This is a genomic window from Salinarimonas soli (assembly GCF_008386575.1).
GTDB lineage: Bacteria > Pseudomonadota > Alphaproteobacteria > Rhizobiales > Beijerinckiaceae > Salinarimonas_A > Salinarimonas_A soli.
Genome location: NZ_VUOA01000006.1, coordinates 55,876 through 80,492 on the forward strand (window position 1 = coordinate 55,876; position 24,617 = coordinate 80,492).

The 24,617-nt window shown below is 71.3% G+C and carries 20 protein-coding genes; 5 read left to right on the forward strand and 15 right to left on the reverse strand.

Translation table 11 applies throughout. The annotated features are described in order from the left end of the window. Positions 1-47 precede the first annotated feature (47 nt). From F0L46_RS02775 to F0L46_RS02785, 3 genes are all read right to left on the reverse strand, one after another. On the reverse strand, positions 48-692 hold the full coding sequence (locus F0L46_RS02775) for a ribonuclease T2 family protein (RefSeq protein ID WP_149815502.1): 645 nt from the start codon (positions 690-692) through the stop codon (positions 48-50). Beyond that, the gene (locus F0L46_RS02780; RefSeq protein ID WP_149815503.1) at positions 689-1,123 is read right to left on the reverse strand and encodes a hypothetical protein; all 435 of its coding nucleotides are present in this window, start codon (positions 1,121-1,123) and stop codon (positions 689-691) included. The genes F0L46_RS02775 and F0L46_RS02780 overlap by 4 nt, the downstream gene beginning before the upstream one ends. 127 nt (positions 1,124-1,250) lie before the next feature. Continuing rightward, positions 1,251-2,282 (reverse strand): extensin-like domain-containing protein, encoded by a 1,032-nt coding sequence (locus F0L46_RS02785; protein WP_240539830.1) that lies wholly within the window; start codon positions 2,280-2,282, stop codon positions 1,251-1,253. Between the two features lie 212 nt (positions 2,283-2,494). On the opposite strand from F0L46_RS02785, the gene F0L46_RS02790 reads away from it, so the two are divergent. Next, positions 2,495-3,736, forward strand: a complete 1,242-nt coding sequence (locus F0L46_RS02790; protein WP_149815504.1) for an amidase — start codon at positions 2,495-2,497, stop codon at positions 3,734-3,736. A 367-nt stretch (positions 3,737-4,103) separates the two neighbouring features. Here the strand turns inward: F0L46_RS02790 and F0L46_RS02795 are convergent, their stop codons facing one another. The 4 genes from F0L46_RS02795 to alaS form a co-directional block, all read right to left on the reverse strand. Beyond that, entirely contained in the window at positions 4,104-5,840 is a 1,737-nt protein-coding gene (locus F0L46_RS02795) for an NAD+ synthase (protein ID WP_149815505.1), read from the reverse strand. Positions 5,841-5,894: 54 nt separating this feature from the next. After that, complete coding sequence (locus tag F0L46_RS02800; RefSeq protein ID WP_188311826.1) at positions 5,895-7,856, reverse strand: vWA domain-containing protein; 1,962 nt, start codon at positions 7,854-7,856, stop codon at positions 5,895-5,897. A 96-nt stretch (positions 7,857-7,952) separates the two neighbouring features. Then, on the reverse strand, positions 7,953-9,146 hold the full coding sequence (locus F0L46_RS02805) for a cyclic nucleotide-gated ion channel (protein WP_240539831.1): 1,194 nt from the start codon (positions 9,144-9,146) through the stop codon (positions 7,953-7,955). Positions 9,147-9,152: 6 nt separating this feature from the next. Then, positions 9,153-11,840 (reverse strand): alanine--tRNA ligase, encoded by a 2,688-nt coding sequence (alaS, locus tag F0L46_RS02810; protein ID WP_149815507.1) that lies wholly within the window; start codon positions 11,838-11,840, stop codon positions 9,153-9,155. 220 nt (positions 11,841-12,060) lie between these two features. Here alaS and F0L46_RS02815 point away from each other — a divergent pair, with 220 nt between their 5' ends. Beyond that, positions 12,061-12,294, forward strand: a complete 234-nt coding sequence (locus tag F0L46_RS02815; protein ID WP_149815508.1) for a hypothetical protein — start codon at positions 12,061-12,063, stop codon at positions 12,292-12,294. 165 nt (positions 12,295-12,459) lie between these two features. On the opposite strand, the gene dksA is transcribed toward F0L46_RS02815, so the two are convergent. Further along, positions 12,460-12,879 carry an RNA polymerase-binding protein DksA gene (gene dksA / locus F0L46_RS02820; protein WP_149815509.1) on the reverse strand — a complete coding sequence of 140 codons (420 nt, stop codon included), beginning with the start codon at positions 12,877-12,879 and terminating at the stop codon, positions 12,460-12,462. A 270-nt stretch (positions 12,880-13,149) separates the two neighbouring features. On the opposite strand from dksA, the gene lgt reads away from it, so the two are divergent. From lgt to pgeF, 3 genes are read left to right on the forward strand one after another with little or no spacing between them, the layout of a single operon-like run. Beyond that, a complete protein-coding gene (gene lgt / locus F0L46_RS02825; RefSeq protein WP_149815510.1) occupies positions 13,150-14,025 on the forward strand; it encodes a prolipoprotein diacylglyceryl transferase in 876 nt (291 codons plus the stop codon). Then, the gene (locus F0L46_RS02830) at positions 14,022-15,095 is read left to right on the forward strand and encodes a class I SAM-dependent methyltransferase (protein WP_240539832.1); all 1,074 of its coding nucleotides are present in this window, start codon (positions 14,022-14,024) and stop codon (positions 15,093-15,095) included. The genes lgt and F0L46_RS02830 overlap by 4 nt, the downstream gene beginning before the upstream one ends. A gap of 10 nt (positions 15,096-15,105) precedes the next feature. Next, complete coding sequence (pgeF, locus tag F0L46_RS02835) at positions 15,106-15,876, forward strand: peptidoglycan editing factor PgeF (RefSeq protein WP_149815511.1); 771 nt, start codon at positions 15,106-15,108, stop codon at positions 15,874-15,876. Here pgeF and F0L46_RS02840 read toward each other — a convergent pair. The 7 genes from F0L46_RS02840 to fabI all read right to left on the reverse strand — a co-directional run bounded on the left by F0L46_RS02840 (position 15,866) and on the right by fabI (position 24,550). Continuing rightward, the gene (locus F0L46_RS02840; protein WP_149815512.1) at positions 15,866-16,621 is read right to left on the reverse strand and encodes an SDR family oxidoreductase; all 756 of its coding nucleotides are present in this window, start codon (positions 16,619-16,621) and stop codon (positions 15,866-15,868) included. The two genes, pgeF and F0L46_RS02840, sit on opposite strands and share 11 nt — an antisense overlap. A gap of 491 nt (positions 16,622-17,112) precedes the next feature. Continuing rightward, positions 17,113-17,664, reverse strand: coding sequence for a transglutaminase-like cysteine peptidase (locus F0L46_RS02845; RefSeq protein WP_149815513.1), 552 nt, complete (start codon positions 17,662-17,664; stop codon positions 17,113-17,115). Between the two features lie 152 nt (positions 17,665-17,816). After that, positions 17,817-18,425, reverse strand: coding sequence for a glutathione S-transferase family protein (locus tag F0L46_RS02850; RefSeq protein ID WP_149815514.1), 609 nt, complete (start codon positions 18,423-18,425; stop codon positions 17,817-17,819). Between the two features lie 65 nt (positions 18,426-18,490). After that, complete coding sequence (locus F0L46_RS02855) at positions 18,491-18,754, reverse strand: hypothetical protein (RefSeq protein ID WP_240539833.1); 264 nt, start codon at positions 18,752-18,754, stop codon at positions 18,491-18,493. Between the two features lie 68 nt (positions 18,755-18,822). Next, positions 18,823-22,890: a Pls/PosA family non-ribosomal peptide synthetase gene (locus F0L46_RS02860; RefSeq protein WP_149815515.1), complete on the reverse strand. Its 4,068-nt coding sequence runs from the start codon at positions 22,888-22,890 to the stop codon at positions 18,823-18,825. A 243-nt stretch (positions 22,891-23,133) separates the two neighbouring features. Then, the gene (locus F0L46_RS02865) at positions 23,134-23,718 is read right to left on the reverse strand and encodes a histidine phosphatase family protein (RefSeq protein WP_149815516.1); all 585 of its coding nucleotides are present in this window, start codon (positions 23,716-23,718) and stop codon (positions 23,134-23,136) included. Positions 23,719-23,725: 7 nt separating this feature from the next. Beyond that, entirely contained in the window at positions 23,726-24,550 is an 825-nt protein-coding gene (gene fabI / locus F0L46_RS02870) for an enoyl-ACP reductase FabI (RefSeq protein WP_149815517.1), read from the reverse strand. Between the last annotated feature and the right edge of the window lie 67 nt (positions 24,551-24,617).

The following is a 24,617-nucleotide window of genomic DNA, read 5'->3' on the forward strand; positions in this document are numbered from 1 at the left end:
AAACGGGGCGACCGGCCCCGGCGGGCGGGTGAGCCCGGTGCCCGCCCTCAACGCACGGGGTCGACGTGCAGGTCCCCGCCCCGGCAGCCGTCCCGGTCGACCTCGCGGCAGGCCACGAAACCTTTCAGGGTGCGGTCGAGGCAGATGCGGACCTCCTGGAGGGCGCCGCGCCGGCAGGCAACCGCCATCATGTCGGGGCGAAGGCCTGGATTGGCGGCCGCGAAGGCGCGCTCGATCTCGACGGGCGCGATGGTCAGGGGCTCGCGGGCGTCGCGGAAGCGGTCCGGGATCGTCACCCGGTCGCGCGCCTGGCCCGCGGCGCGAAAGTAGGAGAGCGGATCGAGGCCGGAGCAGGTGCCGTGCTTGCGCCATTGATGGCGGGCGAGCCCCTCGCTCGGCAGCACCCGGCGGGCCTCGTCGAGGGCGACCCGGGTGGGCGTCCGCTCGGCGCCGCAGGCGGTCGGGTAGCCCCGCTCGTTCTGCGGCCACAGGCCGTGCACCACGAAGCCGAGGCCGCTGCCCGGCGCGCATTGATCGCGATCCCGGCGCCCGCCCTCCGACGCGCAGAACCCAGGCGACCAGGACAGGGCCAGGACGTAGAAGTCGAAGGAGCCGGGCTCGGCTCCCCGCGTCTCACCAGAGGCCGGCGCCGCGGCGAGCAGCGCCGCCACCGCGAGGGCCGCTGCCCTCACGGGCGCTTCATCCGGCAGCCCGGGGCGTCAGCCCAGTGCCGGTCGAGGCCGTGGACGCACCACGTCACGCCCCAGCCGAAGCCCGCGAAGCCGAGATCCTCGCGCACCACGTAGTCGATGCGGCGCTTGCGCCCGTCGTTCACGTGGGCGACCGCCGTGCAGAAGCGGCGGGGGATGAGGTCGAGGCCGTCCGGGCGCCAGGCGACGGGGTTGATCTGCTCGTAGGCCACGAGCCGCAGACCCTCGGTCCAGAACTTGTCCTCGCGGCTCGCGAAGGCGGCCGTGATGTTCTCCAGGACGCTCGGGTCCTGGCAGGCCGGGATGTTGGCGTCCCAGGGCAGGATGCGCCGCTCGGCCGGCACCACGTCGCGCGCCTGGACCGCGCTGGCGGCCACGAGGGCCAGGAGGGAGAGAAGCGCAACACGCCGCATGGCTGATCCGTTCGATAGGTTTGCCGCGACGATGGCGGCGGTGTCCCGGAAGGTCAAGGTCGATGCCACGCCCGCGGGCACGAGAGAGCCCGAGTGTGGCAAAGCTGTCGCGACGGCAGGCCGCCGGTCAGTAGAGGGGCACCCCCGTCCCGAGCTGCGGCGAGCCGGACGCCTCCCGCGTCCCGCCGCCGAGCGGCATCGGGGCCCCCATCGGCGCGGGTCCAGGCGAGCGGCCCGGCATCGGCGTGAAGCGGGGCTCCGCCGACGAGGCCATGGCGCGGGCCGGGGACGGCCCGGGGCCCTGCGACACGGGCCCGAGGGTCTCGGCGTCGGGCTCCTCCTCGGAGAACTCGGGCTCCGCCGCGGGCTGCTGGACCCAGCCGGGTTTGGGCTGCGGGCGCGGCGCGGGCCGCGACCAGTCGGCGGGGGGCTGGAACCGGCCGTGGCTCATCACGGCGGCCGCCGTGGGTTCGGTCAGACGGGGCGAGAACTTCAGCACGGGCTTGCAGATCCGGCGCGTGCCCCGCGCGTCGTGGCGGGCGAGGTCGAGATGGAAGTGGTCGTAGTGGAACATGTCGGCGCCCGGGCCAAGCACGGTCGTGAAGTGCCGGCAGGCGCCCACGAACACCTCGCGCAGAAACTCCTGCTCCTCCGGCTGCCCCCGCCAGCCCTTCACCACGGTGATCTCGCGACCGTCGGCGAACACGAAGGCGGAGATGTCCACCGCGTTGCCGAAGGCGTGCTCGGACAGGCGCGCGCCGCGCTGGTTGTTGCGCGGGCGGCAGTTGTAGGAGCCCGACTTCATCTCCACCACGGGCTGGCCGAAATAGAGCGCGGCGGCGGGCTGGACGGTGTCGTCGAGCCAGGTGTCCACCTTCGGGATGATGGGGCAGCCGAGCGTCGCCTGCCGGCTGAGGCCCACGGTGCCGCCCGCGAAGGCCGCGACGCGGAACGGATAGGTGATGCCGCAGGTGCCCGGTCCGTCGATGGGCGAGGTGCGCGACATATAGGCGGAGTTCGTCACCTGGCGGGCGGCGAGGCAGGCCTCCTCGGCCTGCGTTCGCCACGCCTCGCGCTGCTCGCCCTTGAACAGGCCGCACCCCGTGAGACCGAAGCCCACGACAACGAGAACCGAGAAGGCAACACCACGACGCAACATGCCCCTCAAATGCGCAGCCCGCGGTAAAGACGGCGTCAACCCTGATCGGCCCGGATTGCCCCGATTCGGAGCACGGCGCCGTCCTTCGCCTCGCGACGGGGCGGCGCCCGCATGCTAGACCAGCCCATCACCGCGACGAGCCCGGCTCGCGCCGCCAGGGGCGGCCGTGGCCCGCGCCCCAGGGGATCCCCTCCCCGCTGCCCGAGGCTCCCATGCAGTCGCTCATCGAGATCCGCCGCCGCATCGAGGCCGGCTCGCTCACGCCCGAGGCCGCGATCCGCGCCTCCCTGGAGGCGGTCGCCGCCGGCGACGACGCGATCCGGGCTTTCGTGCACCTCGACCCCACGGCGGGGCCGGGCCGCGAGGGACCGCTCCAGGGGATCGCGGTGGGGGTGAAGGACATCGTCGACGTGGCGGGCCAGCCGACGGGCATGGGCTCCCCGATCTATGACGGCTGGCGCCCCTTCGCCGACGCGCCCGTGACGAGCCTCCTGCGCCGGGCAGGCGCTACGCCTGTCGGCAAGACCTCCACCACGGCGTTCGCCTATATCGACCCCACCCCGACCCGGAACCCGCGTAATCCCGCCCACACGCCGGGGGGCTCCTCGTCGGGGTCGGCGGCGGCGGTGGCGGCCGGGATGGTACCCCTCGCGATCGGCACGCAGACCGGCGGCTCGGTGATCCGCCCCGCCTCGTTCTGCGGCGTCGCGGCGATCAAGCCCTCCTACCGCATGCTGCCCGCGATCGGCGTGAAGTGCTTCTCCTGGAGCCTCGACACGGTCGGCCTCTTCGCGGCGGGCGTCGCCGACGTGGCCTACGGGCTTGCCGCGCTCACCGGCCGGGGCGAGCTCCTGCCCCAGGGCGAGCCCGGGGCCCCGCGCATCGGCGTCGTGGTCCAGGACTTCGCGGGCGAGGCCGATCCGGCGATCCTTCAGGCGGTCGAGCAGGCGGCCGCCGCGGCGGAGGCGGAGGGCGCGCGGGTCACTCGGGTGAACCTGCCGCCGATCTTCGCCGCCGCCTTCGCGGCCCATGCCACGATCCAGGACTTCGAGGCCGCGCAGGCGCTCGCCTTCGAGCAAGACCGCCACCGCGACGCGCTGCCCCCGCTGCTACGCGGTCTCCTCGACGCCGCGGCGGGGATCGAGCCCGGGGCCTACGACGCGGCGCGCTCCACCGCCAACCGCGCCCGGGGCGCCCTGCGCGACGTGTTCCTCGATGTCGACGTGCTCCTCACGGTCTCGGCGCCGGGCCCCGCGCCCGAGACCCTCGCCTCCACGGGAACCTCCGCCTTCAACCGGCTCTGGACCCTCATGGGCACCCCGTGCGTGAACGTGCCGGGCCTCGCGGATGCCCGGGGCCTGCCGCTCGGCGTGCAAGTCGTGGCGCCGTTCGGGGCGGATGCGCTGGCGCTTTCGGCGGCGCGTTTCGTCGAGAGCGCGTTGAGGGACGCGTGAGACCGTGCGGACGAAAAATTTTTCGCCTCGGCAAAACAGAGGCTTAACCCATGATTAACCAAGAACGACATGCCGCTGCGGCGCTTGTCGCATCTTCGCCCACTTGTCGACACGCCAGGGCCTGCTAATCTCTGCGTCAGGTCCTTCGCAGGGGAGGTGTTGCATGGGCCTCGTGAGCAGATACAATTTGGCTCCGAAGCTGAACGTCGCCGCGGTCTGTGCCGCCCTGGTCTTCATGGGCGCCATCGTGGCGGGAGTGTTCTGATTTCAAAGTATTGACCGCCGGACCCGACGGCCCGGCAGTTTTCGAGACCCGACACTTCCGCCGCCGGAGCGCACCTCCGGCGGTTTTTTCTTGGGGGCGGCGCTAGTAGTCCGCCGCGTCGCTCCGCGCGGGCCCGGCCGCCCGGTACAGCGCCTCGTCGGGTTGGAGCGCGGCGGTGCCGGGGTCGCGGAAGCGGTTCACGATGGGGTAGCGCCGGTCGCGCCCGAAATTGCGCCGCGTCACCTTCACGCCGGGCGCGGATTGGCGGCGCTTGTACTCGGCGAGGTAGAGAAGCCGCTCGATCTTGCGCACAGTGTCGGGATCGTGGCCGCGCGCCACCACGTCCGAGACCCGCATCTCCAGCTCCACGAGGCATTCCAGGATGTCGTCGAGAACCTCGTAGGGCGGCAGCGAGTCCTGGTCCTTCTGGTCCTCGCGCAGTTCCGCCGAGGGCGCCTTGGTGATGATGCGCTCCGGGATCACCTCGCCGTCCGGCCCGAGCGCCCCCCGCGGCTTCCAGCGGTTGCGTAGCGCACACAGGCGGTAGACCTCCATCTTGTAGAGGTCCTTGATCGGGTTGAAGCCCCCGTTCATGTCGCCGTAGAGCGTCGCGTAGCCCACCGACATCTCGGACTTGTTGCCCGTGGTGACCACCATGGGCCCGAACTTGTTCGACACCGACATGAGAAGCGTGCCCCGCGCGCGGCTCTGCACGTTCTCCTCGGTGATGTCCCGGGGTTTGCCCGCAAAGAGCGGCGCGAGGCACGCCTCCAGGCCCTCGACGGCGGGCGCGATGGGCATCACGTCGTAGCGCACGCCCAGCCGCCGGGCGCAGTCCTGCGCGTCGTCGAGGGAATCGGACGAGGTGTAGCGGTAGGGCAGCATGATGCAATGGACCCGCTCAGGGCCCAGGGCATCCACCGCCATGGCGGCGCATAGGGCCGAGTCGATGCCGCCCGAGAGGCCCAGGACCACGCCGGGGAAGCGGTTCTTGTCCACGTAATCCCGCAGGCCCAGCATGCAGGCCGCGTAGTCGGCGGGCTCGCCGTCCTCCACGACGGCCTTCGGCGCCTCGACGCAGGTCCAGCCCGCCCCGCGCCGCTCCCAGCGGGTGAGCGCGATGCTCTCGACGAAGGCGGGCATCTGGACGGTAAGCGAGCAATCGGCGTCGAGCGCGAAGGAGGCGCCGTCGAAGACGAGCTCGTCCTGGCCGCCCACCTGGTTGAGATAGACGAGCGGCAGGCCCGATTCGGTGACCCGGGCGGCGGCGATGTTGAGCCGCTCGTCCGTCTTGCCACCCCAATAGGGCGAGGCGTTGGGTACCAGCAGGATCTCGGCGCCGGTCTCGGCGAGACACTCGACCACCTCCTCCTTCCAGATGTCCTCGCAGACGGGAATGCCGATCCGCACGCCGCGCACCGACACGGGCCCCGGCAGGGGGCCGGGCACGAAGACGCGCTTCTCGTCGAAGACGCCGTAATTGGGCAGGTCGACCTTGTGGCGCACCGCCTGGATCACGCCGCCGTCGAGAAGGGCATAGGTGTTGTGGAGATCCCCGTTCTCGGCCCAGGGCAGGCCGATGAGGACCGCCGGCCCACCATCCGCCGTCTCCCGGGCGAGCACCTCGCAGGCGGCGCGGCAGGTATCCTGGAAAGCAGGCTTCAACACGAGGTCCTCGGGCGGATAGCCCGCCAGGAACAGCTCGGAGAACATGACGAGGTCCGCCCCGAGCCCCGCCCCCTCGGCCCGGGCCCGCCGGGCCCGCTCTAGGTTTCCGTCGACATCGCCGACGGTGGGGTTGAGCTGCGCCAGGGCGATGGAGAGGGTGTCGCGGGTCATGATCCCGATGTAACGCCGGACAGGCCCGCAGCGCAACGCATGGCGCTCCCCGTCCTAGTCCACCCGCACGGCCTTGCGGGCGAGCACGACCTGCCCCTCCGGCGCGTCCATGACGTAGCGGACCTCGTAGGCGCCGGGCTCGTCGGGCACGTCGAGGGTGGCGGGCGATCCCTCGCCGGCCTCGCGATAGGTTCCGGAATCGCCGTCGCTCCGGCCGGCCCGCACCAGGGTCACGAAGTCCCTCTCCCATTTCGGCCCGGTGAAGGCGACGGCGAGCGTGCCGCCCCGGCGCACGCGGTCGGGCGCCGAGACGGTCGCCGCGGCGGGCGCGACCTCGAGCGGCGCCGAGGCCAGGACCCGCGACCCGTCCGCCGTGCCCAGCACGTAGCGCAGCTCGTAGCTCCCCGGCTTGCCGGGAACGCGCAAGCTCGCCCTGCCCTCCTCCGACCAGCTCTCGTAGGCTCCGGCCATGAAGGCCTCCTGCCCGGAGCCCTTGGGCACGATCCCGACGAAGGTATCGCTGCTGCCCTGCGGGCCCTTGTAGGCGACCTCGATCGTGCCCCCGGCGACGGCGCGGGCGGGGCCGCTCACCGTGGCGGAGGCGGCGGCGACCTCGACCGGCACGGCGGCGAGAACCCGCTGGCTCAGGCCCATGACGTAGCGGACCTCGTAGCGTCCGGGCTTGCCGGGCATGCGCAGGGTGACGTGATCGCCCTCCGCGCTCTGCCACGTGACGGAGGCGGGCGACGCATTGCCGGCGGCGGGGGCCACGAGCTCGATCCAGTCCTCGGCCGCCTTGGGACCCGTGAACTCGACCCGGATCTCGTCCCCCATTCCGGCCCTGGCGGGGGCCCTCAACGTCGCGCTCACGGCAGTCACGGTGAGCGGCGTCCGGGCCAGCACCGATCCGGTGGCGCCGTGGACATAGGTGACCTCGTAGGCGCCGGCCTCCCCCGGCGCCCGCACGGCGAGCGGGTTACCCTCGCGCAGGTCCGCCCACGACGGCGTCTCGAGCGCCTCGCCGTCGCGGCGGACGACCGCCACGTAGTCGTTCTCGGCGGCGGGTCCGCTCCAGCGCACCCGGGCCGTGCCGGCCGCCGGCACGGTTGGCGTCAGGACGGCGAGATCCGCCTTCGGGAGCGTACCGGCGAGCGGAACCTGGATCCGGTCCGGCGCGCCCGCCTTCACCTCGACCTCGACGGCTCCGGTGCGCGTCGTGGTGGCGGCGGAGACGCGGTAGAGGCCGGGGCTGAGGAGAACCGGCCCGGCGACGCCGGAGGCGGCCGGCAGCTCCTCGCCCCGCCGCTGGAGCGTGAAGCTCGCGCCCGGAACCGGCTTGCCGCCGGGCCCGTCGGTGGCCTCCAACGCGATGGTGCGCGCGGGTACCACCGCTTTCGCCTTCGCGCCCGCCACGGCGCGCAGGGCACCGGCGAGATCGGCGGCGCCGGAGGCCGCGACGAAGGTGCCGCCCGTGCGCTCGGCGATGCAGGCGACGCTCGCCCGCTCCCGGGCGGTGCGCAGGTCGAAGCCGATGACGTGGGCCACGATGCCGCCGTTGCGGCGCTTGATCTCGTCGGCGAGCGCGCAAGGATCGCCGCCGCAGGTCTCGACGCCGTCCGTCACGATGACCACGGCGCCGCCTTTCGCATCCAGCGAGCCCGCGGCCTGGCGCAGGGCGGCGGTGATGGGCGTCTTGCCCCGGGGCACGAGGCCGTCGGCGATGGCCTTCACCCGGGCGGGGTCGACCGCCGTCAGGGGCTGGAGCGTCTCGATGTCGGCGCAGTCCGTGGGCCGGCGGTGGCCATAGGCCACGACGCCGAGCCGGCCCGAGCGGGGCAGCACCCCGGCGAACGATGCCACCGCCTCCCGCGCGATCTCTATCTTCGGGCGCCCGTCGACCCGGCCCCACATGGAGTTCGAGGCGTCGATGACGAGGACGGTGGCGGGCGCGCCTTGGGCGAGCGCGGTGGACGAGGCGAGGATCCCGCCCAGGAGGGCGGGCGCGAGGCGAAGCATGGATTTCATTCCCCGGGAGCCGATCTTGCGCCGGCCCCGCAAGGGCTAAACGGAGGGAACCGGGGCTTGCGTGCGCCCGCGCACGTCCGGCCGCCGTCAGGCCTTCTCGATCTCGCCGCTCGGCGCCTCGCCGCGCTCCTCCAGGCGGCCGCGGGCCTTGTCCTTGATGCGCCGCGCCATCTCGGGGCTGCGGTCCATGAGGTGACGCAAGTCGTGCTCGCCGAGCGCAAGCAGCTTGCAGTCGGCGGCCGCGACGATGGTGGCGGTGCGCTCGCCGCCACGCAGCACGGCGATCTCGCCGAAGAAGTCGCCCGGCCCCATCCGCCGCTCGCCCTCCGGCATGCGCACCTCGACCTCGCCCGTGACGATGAAATAGATCGCGTCCGCCGCCTCGCCCCGGCGCACGATGATCTCGTCCTTCTCGCAGGAGCGGGCGCGCAGGAAGCGCATGATCTCGGCGACCTCGCTGGCGTCCAGCGCCGCGAAGAGGGGCACCTTCGCCACCATGCTCCAGGTCACCACGAAGTCGCGCTGGTGGATCTCCTTCTGGAACGCGCTCGCCACGATGCCGACGGGCAGGGCTAGCATGATGATGCCCATCACCGCAGTGAGAGACGCTATGATCCGGCCGAGCGCCGTGATCGGCGTCACGTCGCCGTAGCCGACCGTGGTGAGGGTGACGATGGCCCAGTACATGGCGTCGGGGATCGTGCCGAGCTTGTCGGGCTGGGCGTCGTGCTCGGCGTAGTGCATCGCGGCGGCGCAGACGAGCATGGTGCCGAGCAAGAGCACGCCGCAGCCGACGAGGGCGCGCCGCTCGCCGTAGATGGCGTCGAGCAGGCTCTGCACGCCCGGCGAGTAGCGGGCGAGCTTCAGGAAGCGGAACAGGCGCAGGATCAGGAGCGACTTGAGATCGCCCGCGTCCATGACGAGCGCGAGGTAAAACGGCAGGATTGCGACGAAGTCGATGATCGCCTGAGGCTGGCGCACGAAGTTCAGGCGCGCCCGCCATTCGGGCCGGTTACGCCAGGGCGCGTGCTCCGGGGAGCACCAGAACCGGAGGAGATATTCCACCGTGAAGATCGCGACGGTGCCGATCTCGGCGGCGACGAACCAGGCGGGCCAGGCCTCCGCCATCCACGGCACGGTCTCCAGAACGACCGCCGCCACGCTGACCAGCACGAAGGCGATCAGCGCCATATCGACGAAGAAGGCCGCGCGGTCCTCCGAGCCGGGCTCGAGAAGCTCGTAGACCCGGCGCCGGAGCGACCGCTCGTTACCCCGTTTCACGGCCCCTCACGCGGTGGCGAGGGCCGCCTCGACGGCTTCGAGCGCGGCCTGCGCGTCGGCGCCGTTGGGGCCGCCGGCCTGCGCCATGTCGCGCCGCCCGCCGCCGCCCTTGCCGCCGAGCTTCTCGGCGCCGGCCCGCACGAGGCTGACCGCGTCGAAGCGTGCCGTGAGGTCCTCGGTGACGCCGACCACGATGCCCGCCTTGCCGTCGTCGGCAACGCCCACGATGGCGACGACGCCCGAGCCTAGGCGCTTCTTGCCCTCGTCGGCGAGGCTCTTCAGGTCCTTCATCTCGATGCCCGACACGGCGCGGGCCATGAGCTTGATGCCGGAGATGGTGCGCACGGGATCCTCGCCCGTGCCGCCGCCGCCCATGGCGAGCTTGCGGCGGGCCTCGGCGAGGTCGCGCTCCAGGCGCCGGCGATCCTCGATCAGGGCGGCGAGCCGCTCGCCCGCCTCGTCCACGGGGGCCTTCAGCAGGCCCGCCACGTCGCGCAGGCGGCGGCTCTCCGCCGAGAGATGGCGGCGCGCCGCGTCGCCGGTCAGCGCCTCCAGGCGGCGCACGCCCGCCGCCACCGCGCTCTCGCCGACGATGGCGATGAGGCCGATGTCGCCCGTGCGCGACACGTGCGTGCCGCCGCACAGCTCGATCGAGTAGGCCTTGCCGGCGCGCTCGCCGCCGCGATGCGTGCCCATGGACACCACGCGCACCTCGTCGCCGTACTTCTCGCCGAAGAGCGCCCGCGCGCCGGATTCGATCGCCTCGTCCACGGCCATGAGCTTCGTGACCACGGGCTCGTTCTGGAGCACGAGCTTGTTGGCGAGATCCTCCACCTGCGCCAGCTCCTCCTCCGTGAGGGGCTTGGGGTGGCTGAAATCGAATCGCAGGCGCTCGGGCGCCACGAGTGAGCCCTTCTGCGCCACGTGGTCGCCGAGCACGAGCCGCAGGGCCTCGTGCAGGAGGTGGGTGGCCGAGTGGTTCGCCCGCACCGTGCCGCGCCGCTCGTGATCGACGGCGAGCTCCACGGCCTGGCCCGGCAGCAGCGTTCCCTCCTCCACGGTGACGTGGTGGACGAAGAGGTCGCCGAGCCGCTTCTCGGTGGCCGTGACCCGTGCCCGCAGGCCGCCCCCGGTGACGAGGCCCGTGTCGCCGGCCTGGCCGCCCGACTCGCCGTAGAACGGGGTCTGGTTGAATACGGCGAGCCCCGTCTCGCCCGCCGCGATCGCCTCGGCCTCGCGGCCGTCGCGGACGAGGGCGGTGACGACGCCCTCCGCCGTCTCGGTGTCGTAGCCCAGGAACTCCGTGGCGCCGACCCGCTCGCGGATGGCGAACCAGACGGTCTCCGTCGCGGCCTCGCCGGAGCCGGCCCAGGCGGCACGCGCCTTCGCCTTCTGCTGCTGCATGGCCTCGGTGAAGCCGTCCGTGTCGACGCCGATGCCCCGCGCCTTCAGGGCGTCCTGGGTGAGGTCGAGGGGGAAGCCGAACGTGTCGTAGAGGGTGAAGGCGGTCTCGCCCGACAGCTTCGCGCCCTCCCGCAGGTCGCGGGTCTCCTCGTCCAGGATGGCAAGGCCGCGCTCCAACGTCTTGCGGAAGCGCGTCTCTTCCAGGCGAAGCGTCTCGGTGATCAAGGGCTCGGCGCGCACCAGCTCCGGATAGGCCTGCCCCATCTCCCGCACCAGGGCGGGCACGAGGCGGAACATCAAGGGATCCCTGGATCCAAGGAGCTGTGCGTGACGCATGGCGCGTCGCATGATGCGGCGCAGGACGTAGCCGCGGCCCTCGTTGGAGGGAAGCACCCCGTCGGCGACGAGGAAGGACGAGGCGCGCAGGTGGTCCGCGATCACCCGGTGCGAGGCCTTTCGCGCGCCTTCCGGCGCCACGCCGGTGGCGTGCGCGATGGCGTCGATGAGGGTGCGGAACAGGTCCGTGTCGTAGTTCGAATGCACCCCCTGCATGATCGCCGCCATGCGCTCCAAGCCCATGCCGGTGTCGATGGAGGGCTTGGGCAGCGGGATCCGGGTGCCGGGCTCCACCTGCTCGTACTGCATGAAGACGAGGTTCCAGAACTCCAGGAACCGGTCGCCGTCCTCGTCCGGCGAGCCCGGAGGCCCGCCCTGGAGCTTGTCGCCCTGGTCGATGAAGATCTCCGAGCACGGGCCACAGGGGCCCGTGTCGCCCATCTGCCAGAAATTGTCGGAGGTCGGGATGCGGATGATCTTCGAGTCCGAGAAGCCGGCGATCTTCTTCCAGAGTTCCACCGCCTCGTCGTCGTCATGGTAGACGGTGACCAGCAGCCGGTCCTTGGGCAGCCCGTATTCCTTCGTGATGAGGCCCCAGGCGAGCTCGATGGCGAGCGCCTTGAAGTAGGGCGAGGCGTTCGCCTCCCCCGGCATCGCGCCGAAGGAGAAGTTGCCCATCATCTCGAAGAAGGTGTGATGGCGGGCCGTGTAGCCGACATTGTCGAGATCGTTGTGCTTGCCGCCGGCGCGCACGCATTTCTGGGCCGTGGTGGCGCGGGCATAGGGGCGCTTCTCGACGCCCGTGAAGACGTTCTTGAACTGCACCATGCCGGCGTTCGTGAACATCAGGGTCGGGTCGTTGCGCGGCACGAGCGGGCTCGACGCCACGACCTCGTGACCGTTCTTGGCGAAGTAGTTCAGGAAGGCCGACCGGATCTCGTTGACGCCGCTCATCGTGAAAGCACCCCGTGGCCCGCCCCGCGGCGCGCCGTTTCATCTGTGGTCAAGGGGGTTTAATGGGGTGGCCGAGCGATGTCGAGAAGGGGGCTGCTCGGCTCTTTCGCATCGGGACGAACACCCTCGCCGCCGAGATGGTCTCGCCTCTTGCGTGCCTTGCATGACGTCACATCTTCTGATCAATATGCGCTGCCAAGCTCTGTGACAATTCCCTCTCGTGAGCCTCATCCACAACGAGCGAACGAAGCTGTCCGCGACCGCGTTGAACGGGGTGGCGATCGCATGCATCGTGGCCGGGTTCATCACCCCGCTCGCGGCGGCTTCGTTCGGGGTTCAAGGCCCGCTTCACGTCGGCGTTCCGGCAACGCTGCTCGCGGCCCTCGGTTGGCTCGGCGCAGGGCTCACCCTACATTTCGCGGCGAGGCGGATCCTCGGGAGGCTGGAGGAATGAACACGTACCTCGTTCTGATCGGCCCTGTCCTGGCGCTCGGCGCCGGGCTCGCCATCTATGCGATGGCGGGCGGATTCCGCTCACGGTGAGGCGGCGCGCCCCTCCCAGCGCAAAAAGCCCCCGACCTCGCGGGCGGGGGCTCCAGGTCTCGTCCGGCTCGCCGGCTCAATCGTCCCGGTGGACCCGCTCGTTGCGCTCGTGGCGCTCCTGGGCCTCCAGCGACAGGGTCGCGATGGGGCGGGCCTCCAGGCGCTTGAGGGAGATCGGCTCGCCGGTCTCCTCGCAATAGCCGTAGGAGCCATCCTCGAGGCGGGCGAGCGCCGCGTCGATCTTGGCGATCAGCTTGCGCTGGCGGTCGCGAGCCCTGAGCTCGATCGCCCGGTCGGTCTCCGAGGAGGCCCGGTCCGCGAGGTCGGGATGGTTCTCGTTCTCGCTCTGGAGCGTGGCGAGCGTCTCGCTGGACTCGCGGATGATATCCGCCTTCCACTGGTGCAGCTTGCGGCGGAAGTATTCCCGCTGGCGCTCGTTCATGAATGGTTCGTCGTCGGTCGGCCGATAGCTCTCGTCGATCGTGATCTTCGACATGCTGACCCTTATCGTCATCGCCGTCCCCCCGAACAGGCCGCAAGCATTGGCTCGTCGGCGCCTCTATAGCGGTAAGGCAGGGGGCCGACAATCGCCCGCGCAAGCTCGGCGCAGGGGCATCTTCGCACAATTCATCGGGGACGCGGCAGGAAGGTCACACCGGAACGCGGGCCGTTGGAATCACGGCTGACGCTTTCCTAACCCGCCGCGCGCCGCCCGCTTGACGTCCGCCGCGCCGGGGGTCCAATGGCGCCCTCGCGAGGAAGTCAGATGCCCCCCCTCTTCGTCCTGCCGTTCCCGGCCATCGACCCGATCGCGCTGGAGATCGGCCCGCTCGCCATCCGCTGGTACGCCCTGGCCTACATCACGGGCCTCGTCGGCGGCTGGTGGATCGCGCGCCGGCTTGCCGCGATCGACGCCTATTGGAACGGCCTCAAGCGACCGAGCCCCGAGGAGCTCGACGACCTCGTGGTCTGGGTGGCGCTGGGCGTCGTGCTCGGCGGGCGGATCGGCTACGTCCTGTTCTACAACTTCGCCGCCTATGCCTCGCGGCCCTGGGAGGCGCTCGCGATCTGGCACGGGGGCATGTCGTTCCACGGCGGCTTCCTCGGCGCCGTGCTCGCCATCGTGCTTTTCGCGCGTCGGAGGGGGTTCAACCCCCTGAGCATGCTCGACCTCGCCGCCGTGGTGACGCCGATCGGGATCTTCTTCGGGCGCATCGCCAACTTCATCAACGGCGAGCTCTGGGGAAGGCCCGCGCCCGACTTTCCCCTCGCCTTCGTCTTTCCCCATGGCGGGCCCCTCCCCCGCCACCCGAGCCAGCTCTACGAGGCTCTCGCCGAGGGCTTGATCCTGTTCCTGGTGCTCGTGATCTCGGTGCGGCGCTTCGGCTTCCGGCGGCCGGGCCTCATCGGCGGCATCTTCGTGCTCGGCTACGCGCTCGCCCGCATCGTCTGCGAGTTCTTCCGCGAGCCCGACGCCCAGCTCGGCTTCCTGTTCGGCGCCTCGGTCGACGCGCTGCGGGGCGGCATCACCATGGGCATGCTGCTCTCGATCCCGATGGCCCTCGTCGGCCTGTGCGCCATCGTGCTCGCCCTGCGCGGGGTCACGCGCCCGCGCGCCGTCGCGGGCCAGGGCGCGGCGTGAGCCGGCTCGCGGAGGAGATCCGCGAGCGCATCGCGCTCGACGGGCCGATGCCGGTGGAGCGCTACATGGCGCTGTGCCTCGCCCATCCGGTGCACGGCTACTACGTGACCCGCGATCCCCTCGGGGCCGCGGGCGACTTCACGACGGCGCCCGAGATCAGCCAGATGTTCGGCGAGCTCGTCGGCCTGTGGGCCGCGGGTGTCTGGAGCGACATGGGGGCGCCTGCGACGGTGCGCCTCGTGGAGCTCGGCCCGGGGCGCGGCACCCTCATGCGCGACGCCCTGCGCGCCGCCCGCGTCCTGCCGGCCTTCCTGGCTGCCGTCCGGGTCCACCTCGTCGAGACGAGCCCCGCCCTGCGGGCCCGCCAGGGCGAGGCGCTCGCGGGCGTGGAGGTTGCCTGGCACGAGCGCCTGGAGGAGGTGCCCGAGGGCCCCGCCATCGTCGTCGCCAACGAGTTCTTCGACGCACTTCCCGTGCGCCAGTTCGTGCGGGCCGGCGGGGCCTGGCGCGAGCGGCTCGTGGGCTTGACGGACGACGGCGCCCTCGCCTTCGGCCTCGCACCGGAGCCCGAGCGGACCATCGATCGATCCGGGCCCGAGGGCGCCGTGCTGGAATGGCCCGCGATCGGCCTCGACATCGCCCGCGCGCTCGCCGCGCGGCTTGCGGCCCAAGGCGGCGCGGCGCTCGCCATCGATTACGGCCACCTGGAGAGCGGCTTCGGCGACACGCTCCAGGCCCTGCGCCGCCACGCCCCCGCCGATCCCCTCGCGGATCCGGGCGAGGCGGACCTCACCACGCATGTGGATTTCGCCGCCCTCGCCCGAGCGGCCCGCGCGGGCGGTACCGCCGTGCACGGGCCCGTCACGCAGGGCGCCTTCCTGCGGGCGCTCGGCATCGAGGCCCGGGCCGCGATCCTCAAGCGCCGCGCCACGCCGGCCCAGGCGGAGGCCATCGACGCCGCGCTCGCTCGTCTCGTGGGCACGGGGCCGGAGGCGATGGGCGGCCTGTTCAAGGCCATCGGCTTCGCCCACCCTGCCCTGCCCCCGCTGCCGGGCTTCCCGCCGGCCTGAAGGAGAGACCATGCTCATCGAAGCGCCCGCCCTCAGCCGCATCCCCGGCCTGCGCCACGCCTTCTTCACCCGGCAGGGCGGCGTCTCGGGCGGGATCTACGCCTCGCTCAACGGCGGCCTGGGCTCGGACGACGATCCCGCGAACGTGGTCGAGAACCGCCGCCGCATGGCCGAGCGCCTCGCCGTCGCGCCCGACGCCCTCGTGAGCCTCTACCAGATCCACTCCGCGGACGCGGTCGTCGTCGAACGGCCCTGGACCTACGAGGCCCGCCCGAAGGCCGACGCCATGGTGACCCGCACCCCAGGGATCGCGCTCGGCATCGGCACCGCCGATTGCGGCCCGATCCTCTTCGCCGACGCGGAGGCGGGCGTGGTCGGCGCGGCGCATTCGGGCTGGAAGGGCGCGTTCACTGGGGTCGCGGAGGCGACGCTCAAGGCCATGGAGGGGCTTGGGGCCGACCGGGGGCGGGTCGTCGCGGTGCTCGGCCCGACGATCGGCGCCGGGGCCTACGAGGTGGGTCCGGAGTTCGTCGGGCGCTTCCGCGACGCGGGCGTCGCGACGGAGCGCTTCTTCAAGCCGTCCGCCCGCGAGGGCCATGCCATGTTCGACCTGCCCGCCTTCATCGGCGAGCGGATGCGGGAGGCGGGCGTCGGCACCTTCGTCGATCTGGGCCTGTGCACCTATTCGGACGAGGAGCGCTTCTTCAGCTACCGGCGCACCACGCACCGGGGCGAGCCCGATTACGGGCGCCTCATCGCGGCCATCGCGCTCACTCCCTGACGCCGACCACGTCGGGGGTCTCCCAGGCGAGATGCTGGCCGCCGTCGAGCGCCAGCATCTGGCCCGTGACGCTGGGCGCGCGTGCGAAGAACAGGACCGCGTCGGCCACCTCGTCGGGACTCGACGAGCGCCGCAGCGGCAAGGCCTCGTATTGGCGCCGGAAGTCCTCGTCACCCTGGCGCACGCTGGTCAGCGTCGGCCCCGGGCCGATGGCGTTCACCCGTACCCGGGGGGCGAGAGCCTGGGCCATGGTGCGGGTCGCGGTCAGGAGCGCGGACTTGGCGAGCGTGTAGGAGAAGAACAGCGGCGTCGGCTTCCAGACCCGCTGGTCGATGATGTTGACCACGAGGTTGTCGACGCCCGCGGGCGCCTGCGCCGCGAAGGCTTGGGTCAGGAAGGCGGGCGCGCGCAGGTTCACGGCCATGTGGCGGTCGAAGCGCTCGGGCGCGAGGGTGCCGACCTCGTCGGGCTCGAACTCGGAGGCGTTGTTCACGAGAAGCGTGAGCGGCCCGAGCGCGGCCGCCGCCTCCGGTACCAGCCGCGCCACGTCGTCGGCGCTCGCCAGATCGCCCTGGACCACCGCGGCCCGCCCGCCGGCCTCGCGGAGCGCCGCCGCCAGCGCCTCGCCCTCGTGGCGCGAGCTCCGGCAATGGATCGCCACAGCGTAGCCCTCGGCCGCGAGCCGTTCCACGATCCGCCGCCCGATCCGAACGGCGCCGCCCGTGACCAAAGCCGCCTTCGCCATCCCGCCCTCGCCGCTCCATGGGTCCCCTGCCCCGCATGAGGATACGCGCGAGCCGGGCCGGCGGATGCGCGCTCATGCCGATGGTGCGCATCCCCTTGAGAGACGTGCTCTCACACGCTGGCCCATGGTTGGGATCGCTTCTCCAACCCCGTCCTCAGATTCTGCCCCCAAGTCCGGCCGATGCTCCAACCTCGTCCTCGGGTGCGGGCGAAGCGAGCCTCGAAGGGCGTTCCAGGAATCACAGGACGGCTGTGGAGGCGTGGTGCGTGCTTCGAGGCTCCGCTTCGCTGCGCATCTCAGCATGAGGGGGACGGGAGCGGGCCCTTTCGGGTCAGCCTCTCAGGCGCCACGTGGAGCGACGCCTTGAAGAGCGCTCCAATGGTTTGTGGATGGCTGTGGCGAGGTGCTGCGTGCTTCGAGACGGCTTGCCACGCAGGCCTCCTCGGCATGAGGGGCTTGGATGGCGTGGGGCGCCTTTCCTGGCCGGGGTCTCAGGACGCCCACACCCTCGGATCGGCTGGAGTCTGCCGCGAGACGAGGTGGTGCCCGGTCTCGGGAAACGGCCGGACCGCCGTGTCCAGGTTGTCGAGAACCAGGTCTCCCCGGGTGGTTCGCACGACCAATACGAGGTGGCCCTCGTTGCGCGCCGTCGTCACCACCGCGAGGAGCAAGGCACCAGGCGGGTAGCCCTGCGCCAGGAGGCGATGCCGCTTCGTGACGGCATAGTCGTTGCAATCGCCCCGCGTGGGCGCGATGGACCACCGCTCCGGCCCCGATCCAGGCGCCCTGACCTGAGGGATGATCTGAGCGTTGACCGCCGCGTTCACGAGCGCCAAGCGCTGGCTCAGATCCTCGGACCAGACGAGAGGTTTGGTGCGTTGATCGCGGCCGGCGCGGCAATCCGCGGGGTTCTCCATGCAGAACCGGACGAAGGCGAGAGGCGCCAGGGTCGGCTCGCCACCGCGAGCCGAGGCTTGTCCCGCCGAGGCGGCAAGCAGAGCAATAGCTTTCATCAGCGGCGCGGTGACGCGACGTCTTGGCATGGGCGGTCCTCGTCTGAAGATGCCCCTACGTAAAGGCGTGCGCGCAATCGATCCATTCGGAAGGCAACGATCCGCTGAAAGCCGGATGGGATGATCCGCTGCCCCGGGCGGCCGTTGCGAGGTGGGACGAGCCCTCGGCCCGAATCCGCCCCTCAGGTCGGCGGGCGTGTGGCGGCGTAGGCCGGGACCCGGGACTCGAAATCGGCGAGCCACGCCACGAGGCGGGAATGCTCGGACCGCCAGCGGCCCGCGAAGCGCAGGTCGAGATAGCCCAGCGCGCAGGCGATCGTGATCTCGCCCACCGTGATCCGCCCGCCCAGCGCCGCGTGGGCTGTCTCGAGGGCCTGGAGCGCCCGCTCGACCTTGCCGGCCTGGTGGTCGAGCCAGGCCTGCACGCGCATCTCCTCGGGGCGGAAGCGGCCCTCGTAGACCTGGGCCAGCGCCGCGTCCATCAGCCCGTCGCCGAGCGCCTGGAGCCGCAACGCGGCGAAGCGCTCCGGGCCGGAGACGGGGATCACCCCGCCCCCGCCCGCGAGCGCGTCGAGATATTCGACGATGACGCGGGAATCGAACAGGGTCTCCCCCGTCTCCAGGACGAGGGTCGGGATCTTGCCCAGCGGGTTTTGCGTGCGCAGCACGTCGTTAGGGTCGAGGGTATCGGCCGTGACGATCCGGATGCGGTCGGTGAGCCCCAGCAGGGCGGCGGCGATCTTGACCTTTCGCCCGAACGGCGAGGCGGGCGAGGAGCGCAGGACGAGCATGGGAATCCCCCAATTTGTGCGCCCCCTTGTCGCCCATGCCTATCGAATGGGCAATGGGGTGGCGTTCACGAGTCGGGGCAAGGGTCCTGCGTGAAGCGCCAGGAGGTCACGTTGAGGTCCATGACGCAGCGCGCCATGCGCGGCCCCTCGGGCGAGCGCAGGCAGACCTGCTCGCCCATGCCGAACTGGCGCCCCTGCGCCCGGCAATAGCACTCGGCGTGGGGGTCGGCCTGGGCCGTGCGGGCCCGCGAGGCGATGGGCTCCGCGCCGAGGGCCGGGGCCGAGAGGACGGCGAGCGCCGCCGCGAGGCAAAGACCGCGTGCGGACATCGGAACCCTCCCGTGGGCGTGGGACGGCTCCGATGGTGTTGCCGACGGCGGCCCGCGTCAAGCGGCGCTCAGGCCGCCTGCCGGTCGGGCTCCGGCGCCGTGCCGGGCTGCGGGGGAGCCTTGTGCACCACGGGCACGGCGGGCGCACCCTCCCATTCCGAGTGCGGCGGGATCGATTCGCCCTTCATCACCACGGTGAGCGGCATCAGGCGGGCATAGCGGCCGATATTGCTGTCGTAGAGCACGGTCGCGTTCGCGCCCACGAAGACGCCCGCCTCCAGCCGCACCCGGCCCACCTTCATGACCCGGTCCTCGTAGAGGTGGGTCTGGAGCGCGGACTGGCCGTTGATCGTGCAGAAGTCCCCCACCTCGACGCAGTCGAACTCCGTGATGTCGGTGGTGAGCATCACGACGCCCTGGCCGAACTTGGCGCCGAAGAGGCGGAGGAACCAGGGCAGGAACGGGGTGCCCGTGAGGTGCTCCAGCAGCACCTTGCCGCCGAGCCCCCAATAGAGCACCGCGATGGCCTCGGTGCGCATGGCCCACCACGACCACATCGGCTTCATCAGGGGCTTGTAGGCGCCCATGAAGATCCATTTCACGGCCGCGACCACGAGGGTCTGGATTACGGCGATGATGACGCTCGCCGCCATGAACAGGACGGCGAGGCCCAGGAAGTTGCGCTGCTCGATCATGGGGGAGAAGAACACTTCCACCGCGAGGATGCCCAGGGTGATGAAGAGCATCGACGCGAAGGAGGTGTGGAGCGCCTCGAACACGGCGCGCCCGAGCTTCCAGCGCCAGGACGGCTCGTAGGTCCAGCTCGATCCCAGGTCCACCTTCTGTCGGGTCGGCAGCTTGATGGGCGGCGAGCCGAACCAGGTGTCGCCCGGCGACAGGCGCTCGTTCGCGGGCGGCTTCGACTTGATGCCGATGAGCACCCCGTCGGGGATGTCGGCGCCCGGCGGCACGACCGCGTCGTTGCCCACGAACACCCGCTCGCCCGTGCGCACGGGCTCCAGGGTCATCCAGCCCCGGCGGATCTCCTCCTCGCCGTAGACGACCTCGTCGGCGATGAAGTTCTTCGCGCCGATATGCGAGATGTCGTAGCGCCCGGCGAGGTTCGTCGAGATCTCCGCCCCGTGGCCGATCTTGGCGCCCATGATGCGGTACCAGGAGCGCATGTAGATCGTGGCGAAGAGGGAGGTGAGCGTCTCGAGCGTCACCTCGGTGGCGAGCGCCACCGTCCATTTGCGGATGTAGAACGCGCTGAAGATGGAGTAGCGCCCCGACTTGACCCGCGGCAGCACGACCCAGCGCGCGCCCGCGATCAGGAGCACGGTCAGCGCCACCATCACGAGGGCCGCGGGCCAGGCGAGCAGGGGCAGGTACCAGAGATAGCTCACGGTCGTGTAGGCCGAGATCGCCTCGTCGATCTTGTCGAAGAGGTAGAAGGCCGGGAAGATCGGCAGCAGGCTCACCGGCGGGATGCAGACGAGGGCGATGGCGTAATAGAGGTTCAGGATCCGCCGGCGCGCCGGGGAGGCCTGGGCGGGCTCCGGCAGCGCGTCGACGTCCACCGTGCCCACCTCGCGCCCGGGAGACCCGTCCCACTTCGTGGCGGAGGGGATCCGGGTGTTCTCTGGGATCGCGGTCAGGTCGGCGATCTCGGCGTGGTCGCCCACGACGACGCCGCTGGAGAGCACCACGGAGGTGCCGATATAGGCGTCGTTGCCGATCTCGATCGTGCCGATGACGAGCTCGTTGCCGATCACCTCCGCGTTGGCGAGCTTGAACTTGCCGCCCGTCGCGACGCGGTCCCCGATCACGAGGAGGTCGATGGCGCCGGCGTCGAAGTCGGAGATGATGCAGTCGCGGCCGACCTTGGCGCCCAACATCCGCATGACGAGCGGCATGGCCGGCGAGGCCTGGAGCCATTTGATGTGCAGCAGCGGCTGGAGGTGCTTCACGAGCCACCAGCGGAAATAATAGCTGCCCCAAAGGGGATAGCGCCCGGGCTTCGTGCGCCCGAGGATCACCCATTTGGCGCCGACCGCGATGAGCCCCGTCACGAGCACGATGCCGAGATAGACGAGGATCAGCGACAGCATCTCGGCGAAGAAGCCGAGCTCGCCGCCGGTGATGAGGATGTAGGTGACGAAGATCCCGAGCCACTGCACCGTGTTCAGGGTCAGGATGAAGGGCAGCGCCACGGCCTGCGCGAGCCCGCACAGGAAGCGGCGGCGCAAGGGGGGCGGCTCGAAGGAGAGGTCCCGCTGGACCGTCTCGGTTCCGGCGCCGCCCGTGCGCTCGATGAGGTCGTCCGCCATGGCGCGCAGCGTGCGCCTGGCATAGACGTCCTGGAGCGTGATCGAGGCCAGGGCCGGCACCTCGCGCACCGCGCCCACGAAGCGGGCGGCGAGCAGGGAATGACCGCCGAGATCCATGAAGAAATCGGCCTCGAAGGGAATGCCCTGGTTGCCGAAGACGCGCTTGGCGGCCACGAGGAGCGCCGCCTCGGTCTCGTTGCGGGGCATCTCCTGCTCGTCGCCCGTGTCGCCCACCGCGAGGGTCACGGCCCGGAGCGCCTTGCGGTCCACCTTGCCCGAGGACAGGCGGGGCAGGACGTCCACGACCTCGAAGTGGTTGGGCACCATGTAGGGCGGCAGCTGGTCGCGCAGGTCGCCGCGCAGCTTCATCTTGTCGAGCGGCCGGCCGGTCTCGCCGACGAGGAACGCCACGAGGCGGTCGATCCCCTCGTCCTGGCGCAGCACCACGGCGGCTTGGGCGACGCCCGCCTGCGCGGCGAGCTTCGCCTCGATCTCGCCGAGCTCCACGCGAAAGCCCCGGATCTTCACCTGGTCGTCGATGCGCCCATGGAAGACGATGTTGCCCTCGTCGTCGAGGCTCACCGCGTCGCCGGAGCGGTAGAGGATCGGATCGCGCCCGTCGCCCGGAAAGGGGTTCGCCACGAACTTCTCGGCCGTGAGCTCCGGCCGCTTGAGATAGCCCTGGGCCACGCCTGGGCCGCCGATGAGGAGCTCGCCCTGACGGCCGGGGGGCACGGGCGCCAGCGCCTCGTCGACCACGTAGCAGGTATAGTTCGGGATCGGCCGCCCGATGGTGACGCGCTCGCCCGGGCGCATCTCGGCGACCGTCGCGACCACGGTGGCCTCGGTGGGTCCGTAGGTGTTGAAGAGCCGGCGCCCGGGGGTCGCCCAGCGCTCCACGAGCGGCTGGGGCAGCGCCTCGCCGCCCAGCAGGATCAGGCGCACGCCGGGCATGTCCCGGGTGATCATGGCGAGCAGGGTCGGCACCGTGTCGAGGACGGTGACGCCCGCCTCGGCGATGAGGTCGGGCAGGCGCTCGGCGTCGCCCATCATGGCCGGGGTCGCGACGAACAGCGTCGCGCCCACCAGATAGGGGACCCAGATCTCCTCCATGGAGAGATCGAAGGCCACCGAAGCCCCCTGGAACACGACGTCGTCGGGCTGGAAGCCGTAGACGTGGTTCGCCGAGCGCAGGAAGTGGCAGATATTCCGGTGGCTGATGACGATGCCCTTCGGCGTGCCCGTCGAGCCGGAGGTGTAGATCATGTAGGCCGGGTGATCCGGCGCGAGCCCCGCCGCCCGCGCGGGCAAGGGCTCGCCATCTGTCGCAAGCCCTGGCCCGGTGAGCACCGGGCGTCCGATCTCGGCCGCCTTCGGGGCAAGTTCCTCGCTGGTCAGCAGCGCCTTCGCGTCCGCGTCGTCGAGGCAGACGGCGATGCGGTCGACGGGGGCGTCCGCGTCGAAGGGGAGCCAGGCGGCGCCCGTCTTGGTGATGGCGATCTGGGCGACGAGGAGATCGGCGCCGCGGGGCATCCACAGGCCCACCACGCCGCCCGGCCCGATGCCGCGGGCCAGGAGGCCGCGGGCGATGGCGTCGGCCCGGGCGTTCACGTCGGCATAGGTGAGGGTCCGGCCGGCGAACACGAGAGCCGGGTGGGCGGGCCTCGACGCGACGCTGGCGGCGAAGATCTCGCCGAGCACCTCGTCGCGCAGCAGCTCCTCGCGCCGCTCGCCCGCGAGGCGCACGTCCTGAACCGGACGAGCGCCCTCGAGCTGGACGCCCCCGCTCTCGCTGAATCCATTCATTCCCGAAAACCTCGCTCGCCCCACCGTCCCCGGAGCGATCCGCGCGTCGCGACGCGCCGACCGTCCCGCCGTCCCCCCGCCGCGTGGTTCTACCGTGGGCTGCACCGTCCCGGTTCGGCGGGAGCGCCTCGGCTTGTTCGTTGTTTGCGGCGGCCGCCTTGTATCACGTTACATGGGGGCGCTGAACAGGAATTGAACGGGGCCATTCCCCGGAGTTACGCCGTTGGTGGCGCAACTTAGCCGTTATTCCCAGGTGAAATGGCCGTCCGCGATGACGAGGACGCGGCCCTGCCAGATGTCGAGGCCGGCGGCCTGCCGGGGCGACACGTTGCACAGCATCGCGAGCAGAACCCGGGCGACGCCGCCGTGGGAGACGAGAACCGTCTCGCGCGTCAGGGCGTCGATCGCGGGCCGCACGCGCTCCAGGAGCATGGCGTAGCTCTCGCCGCCGGGGGGCACGTAGTCCCATTTGCGCCGCTCGCGCTCGGACGCCGCGGCCGCGTCGCGGGCCCGCACCTCGGGCCAGGTGAGGCCCTCCCAGGAGCCGAAGGTGATCTCCTTCAGCCGCTCGTCGAGGCCATAGGCCTCGGGCGCGAGGCCGATGACGGCGCGCAGGCGCTCCATGGTCTCGCGGGTGCGCCCCAGCGGGCTCGCCACGAAGTCGAGATCGCCGATCCCGGGCACGAGACGCGCCAGGGTGGTGCCGACCCGGTCCGCCTGCTCGCGGCCGACAGCGTTCAGGGGGATGTCGTGCTGCCCCTGCAGGCGCCCTTCCGCGTTCCAGTCGGTCTCGCCGTGACGGACGAAGAGGATGCGAGGCCGCGTCACGGGCGCCTCACTCCCGATCGAGGGAGAGATCCGGCGCCTCGGGGTTCTTCATCCCGACCACGTGGTAGCCGGAATCGACGTGGAGGATCTCGCCCGTGATGCCACGCGCCATATCGGAGACGAGGAACGCCGCCGTCTCGCCGACCTCCTCGATGGTCACGGTCCGGCGCAGGGGCGAGTTGTACTCGTTCCACTTGAGGATGTAGCGGAAATCGCCGATGCCGGAGGCGGCGAGCGTCTTGATCGGGCCCGCCGAGATCGCGTTGACGCGGATGTTCCCGGGGCCGAGATCGGCCGCGAGGTAGCGCACGCTCGCCTCCAGCGCCGCCTTGGCGACCCCCATGACGTTGTAGTGCGGCATCCACTTCTCGGCGCCGTAATAGGTGAGCGTGAGGAGCGAGCCGCCGTCCTTCATCAGCCGCTCGGCGCGCTGCGCCACCGCCGTGAAGGAATAGCAAGAGATCAAGAGCGACTTGGTGAAGTTGCCCTCGGTGGTCTCGATGTAGCGGCCCGTGAGCTCGTCCTTGTCGGAGAAGGCGATGGCGTGGACCACGAAGTCGAGGCGGCCCCATTGGCGCTCGATCTCCGCGAACACCGCGTCGATGCTCGCCGCGTCCGTCACGTCGCAGTGGCCGACCACGAGGCCGTCGACGCTTTTGGCAAGCGGCTCGACGCGCTTGCGAAGCGCGTCACCCTGATAGGTGAAGGCGAGCTCGGCCCCTTGGGCCCGCGCGGCCGCCGCGATGCCCCAGGCGATGGAGCGGTTGTTCGCCAGCCCCATGATGAGCCCGCGCTTGCCCGCGAGAATTCCCGAAGCCGTCGCGTCCGCCATGGAGCACCTAGAAGTGAAGAGATCGTGAAGGATGGCCCGTGGGGCGGGCGCTTCTTTAACCGACGCG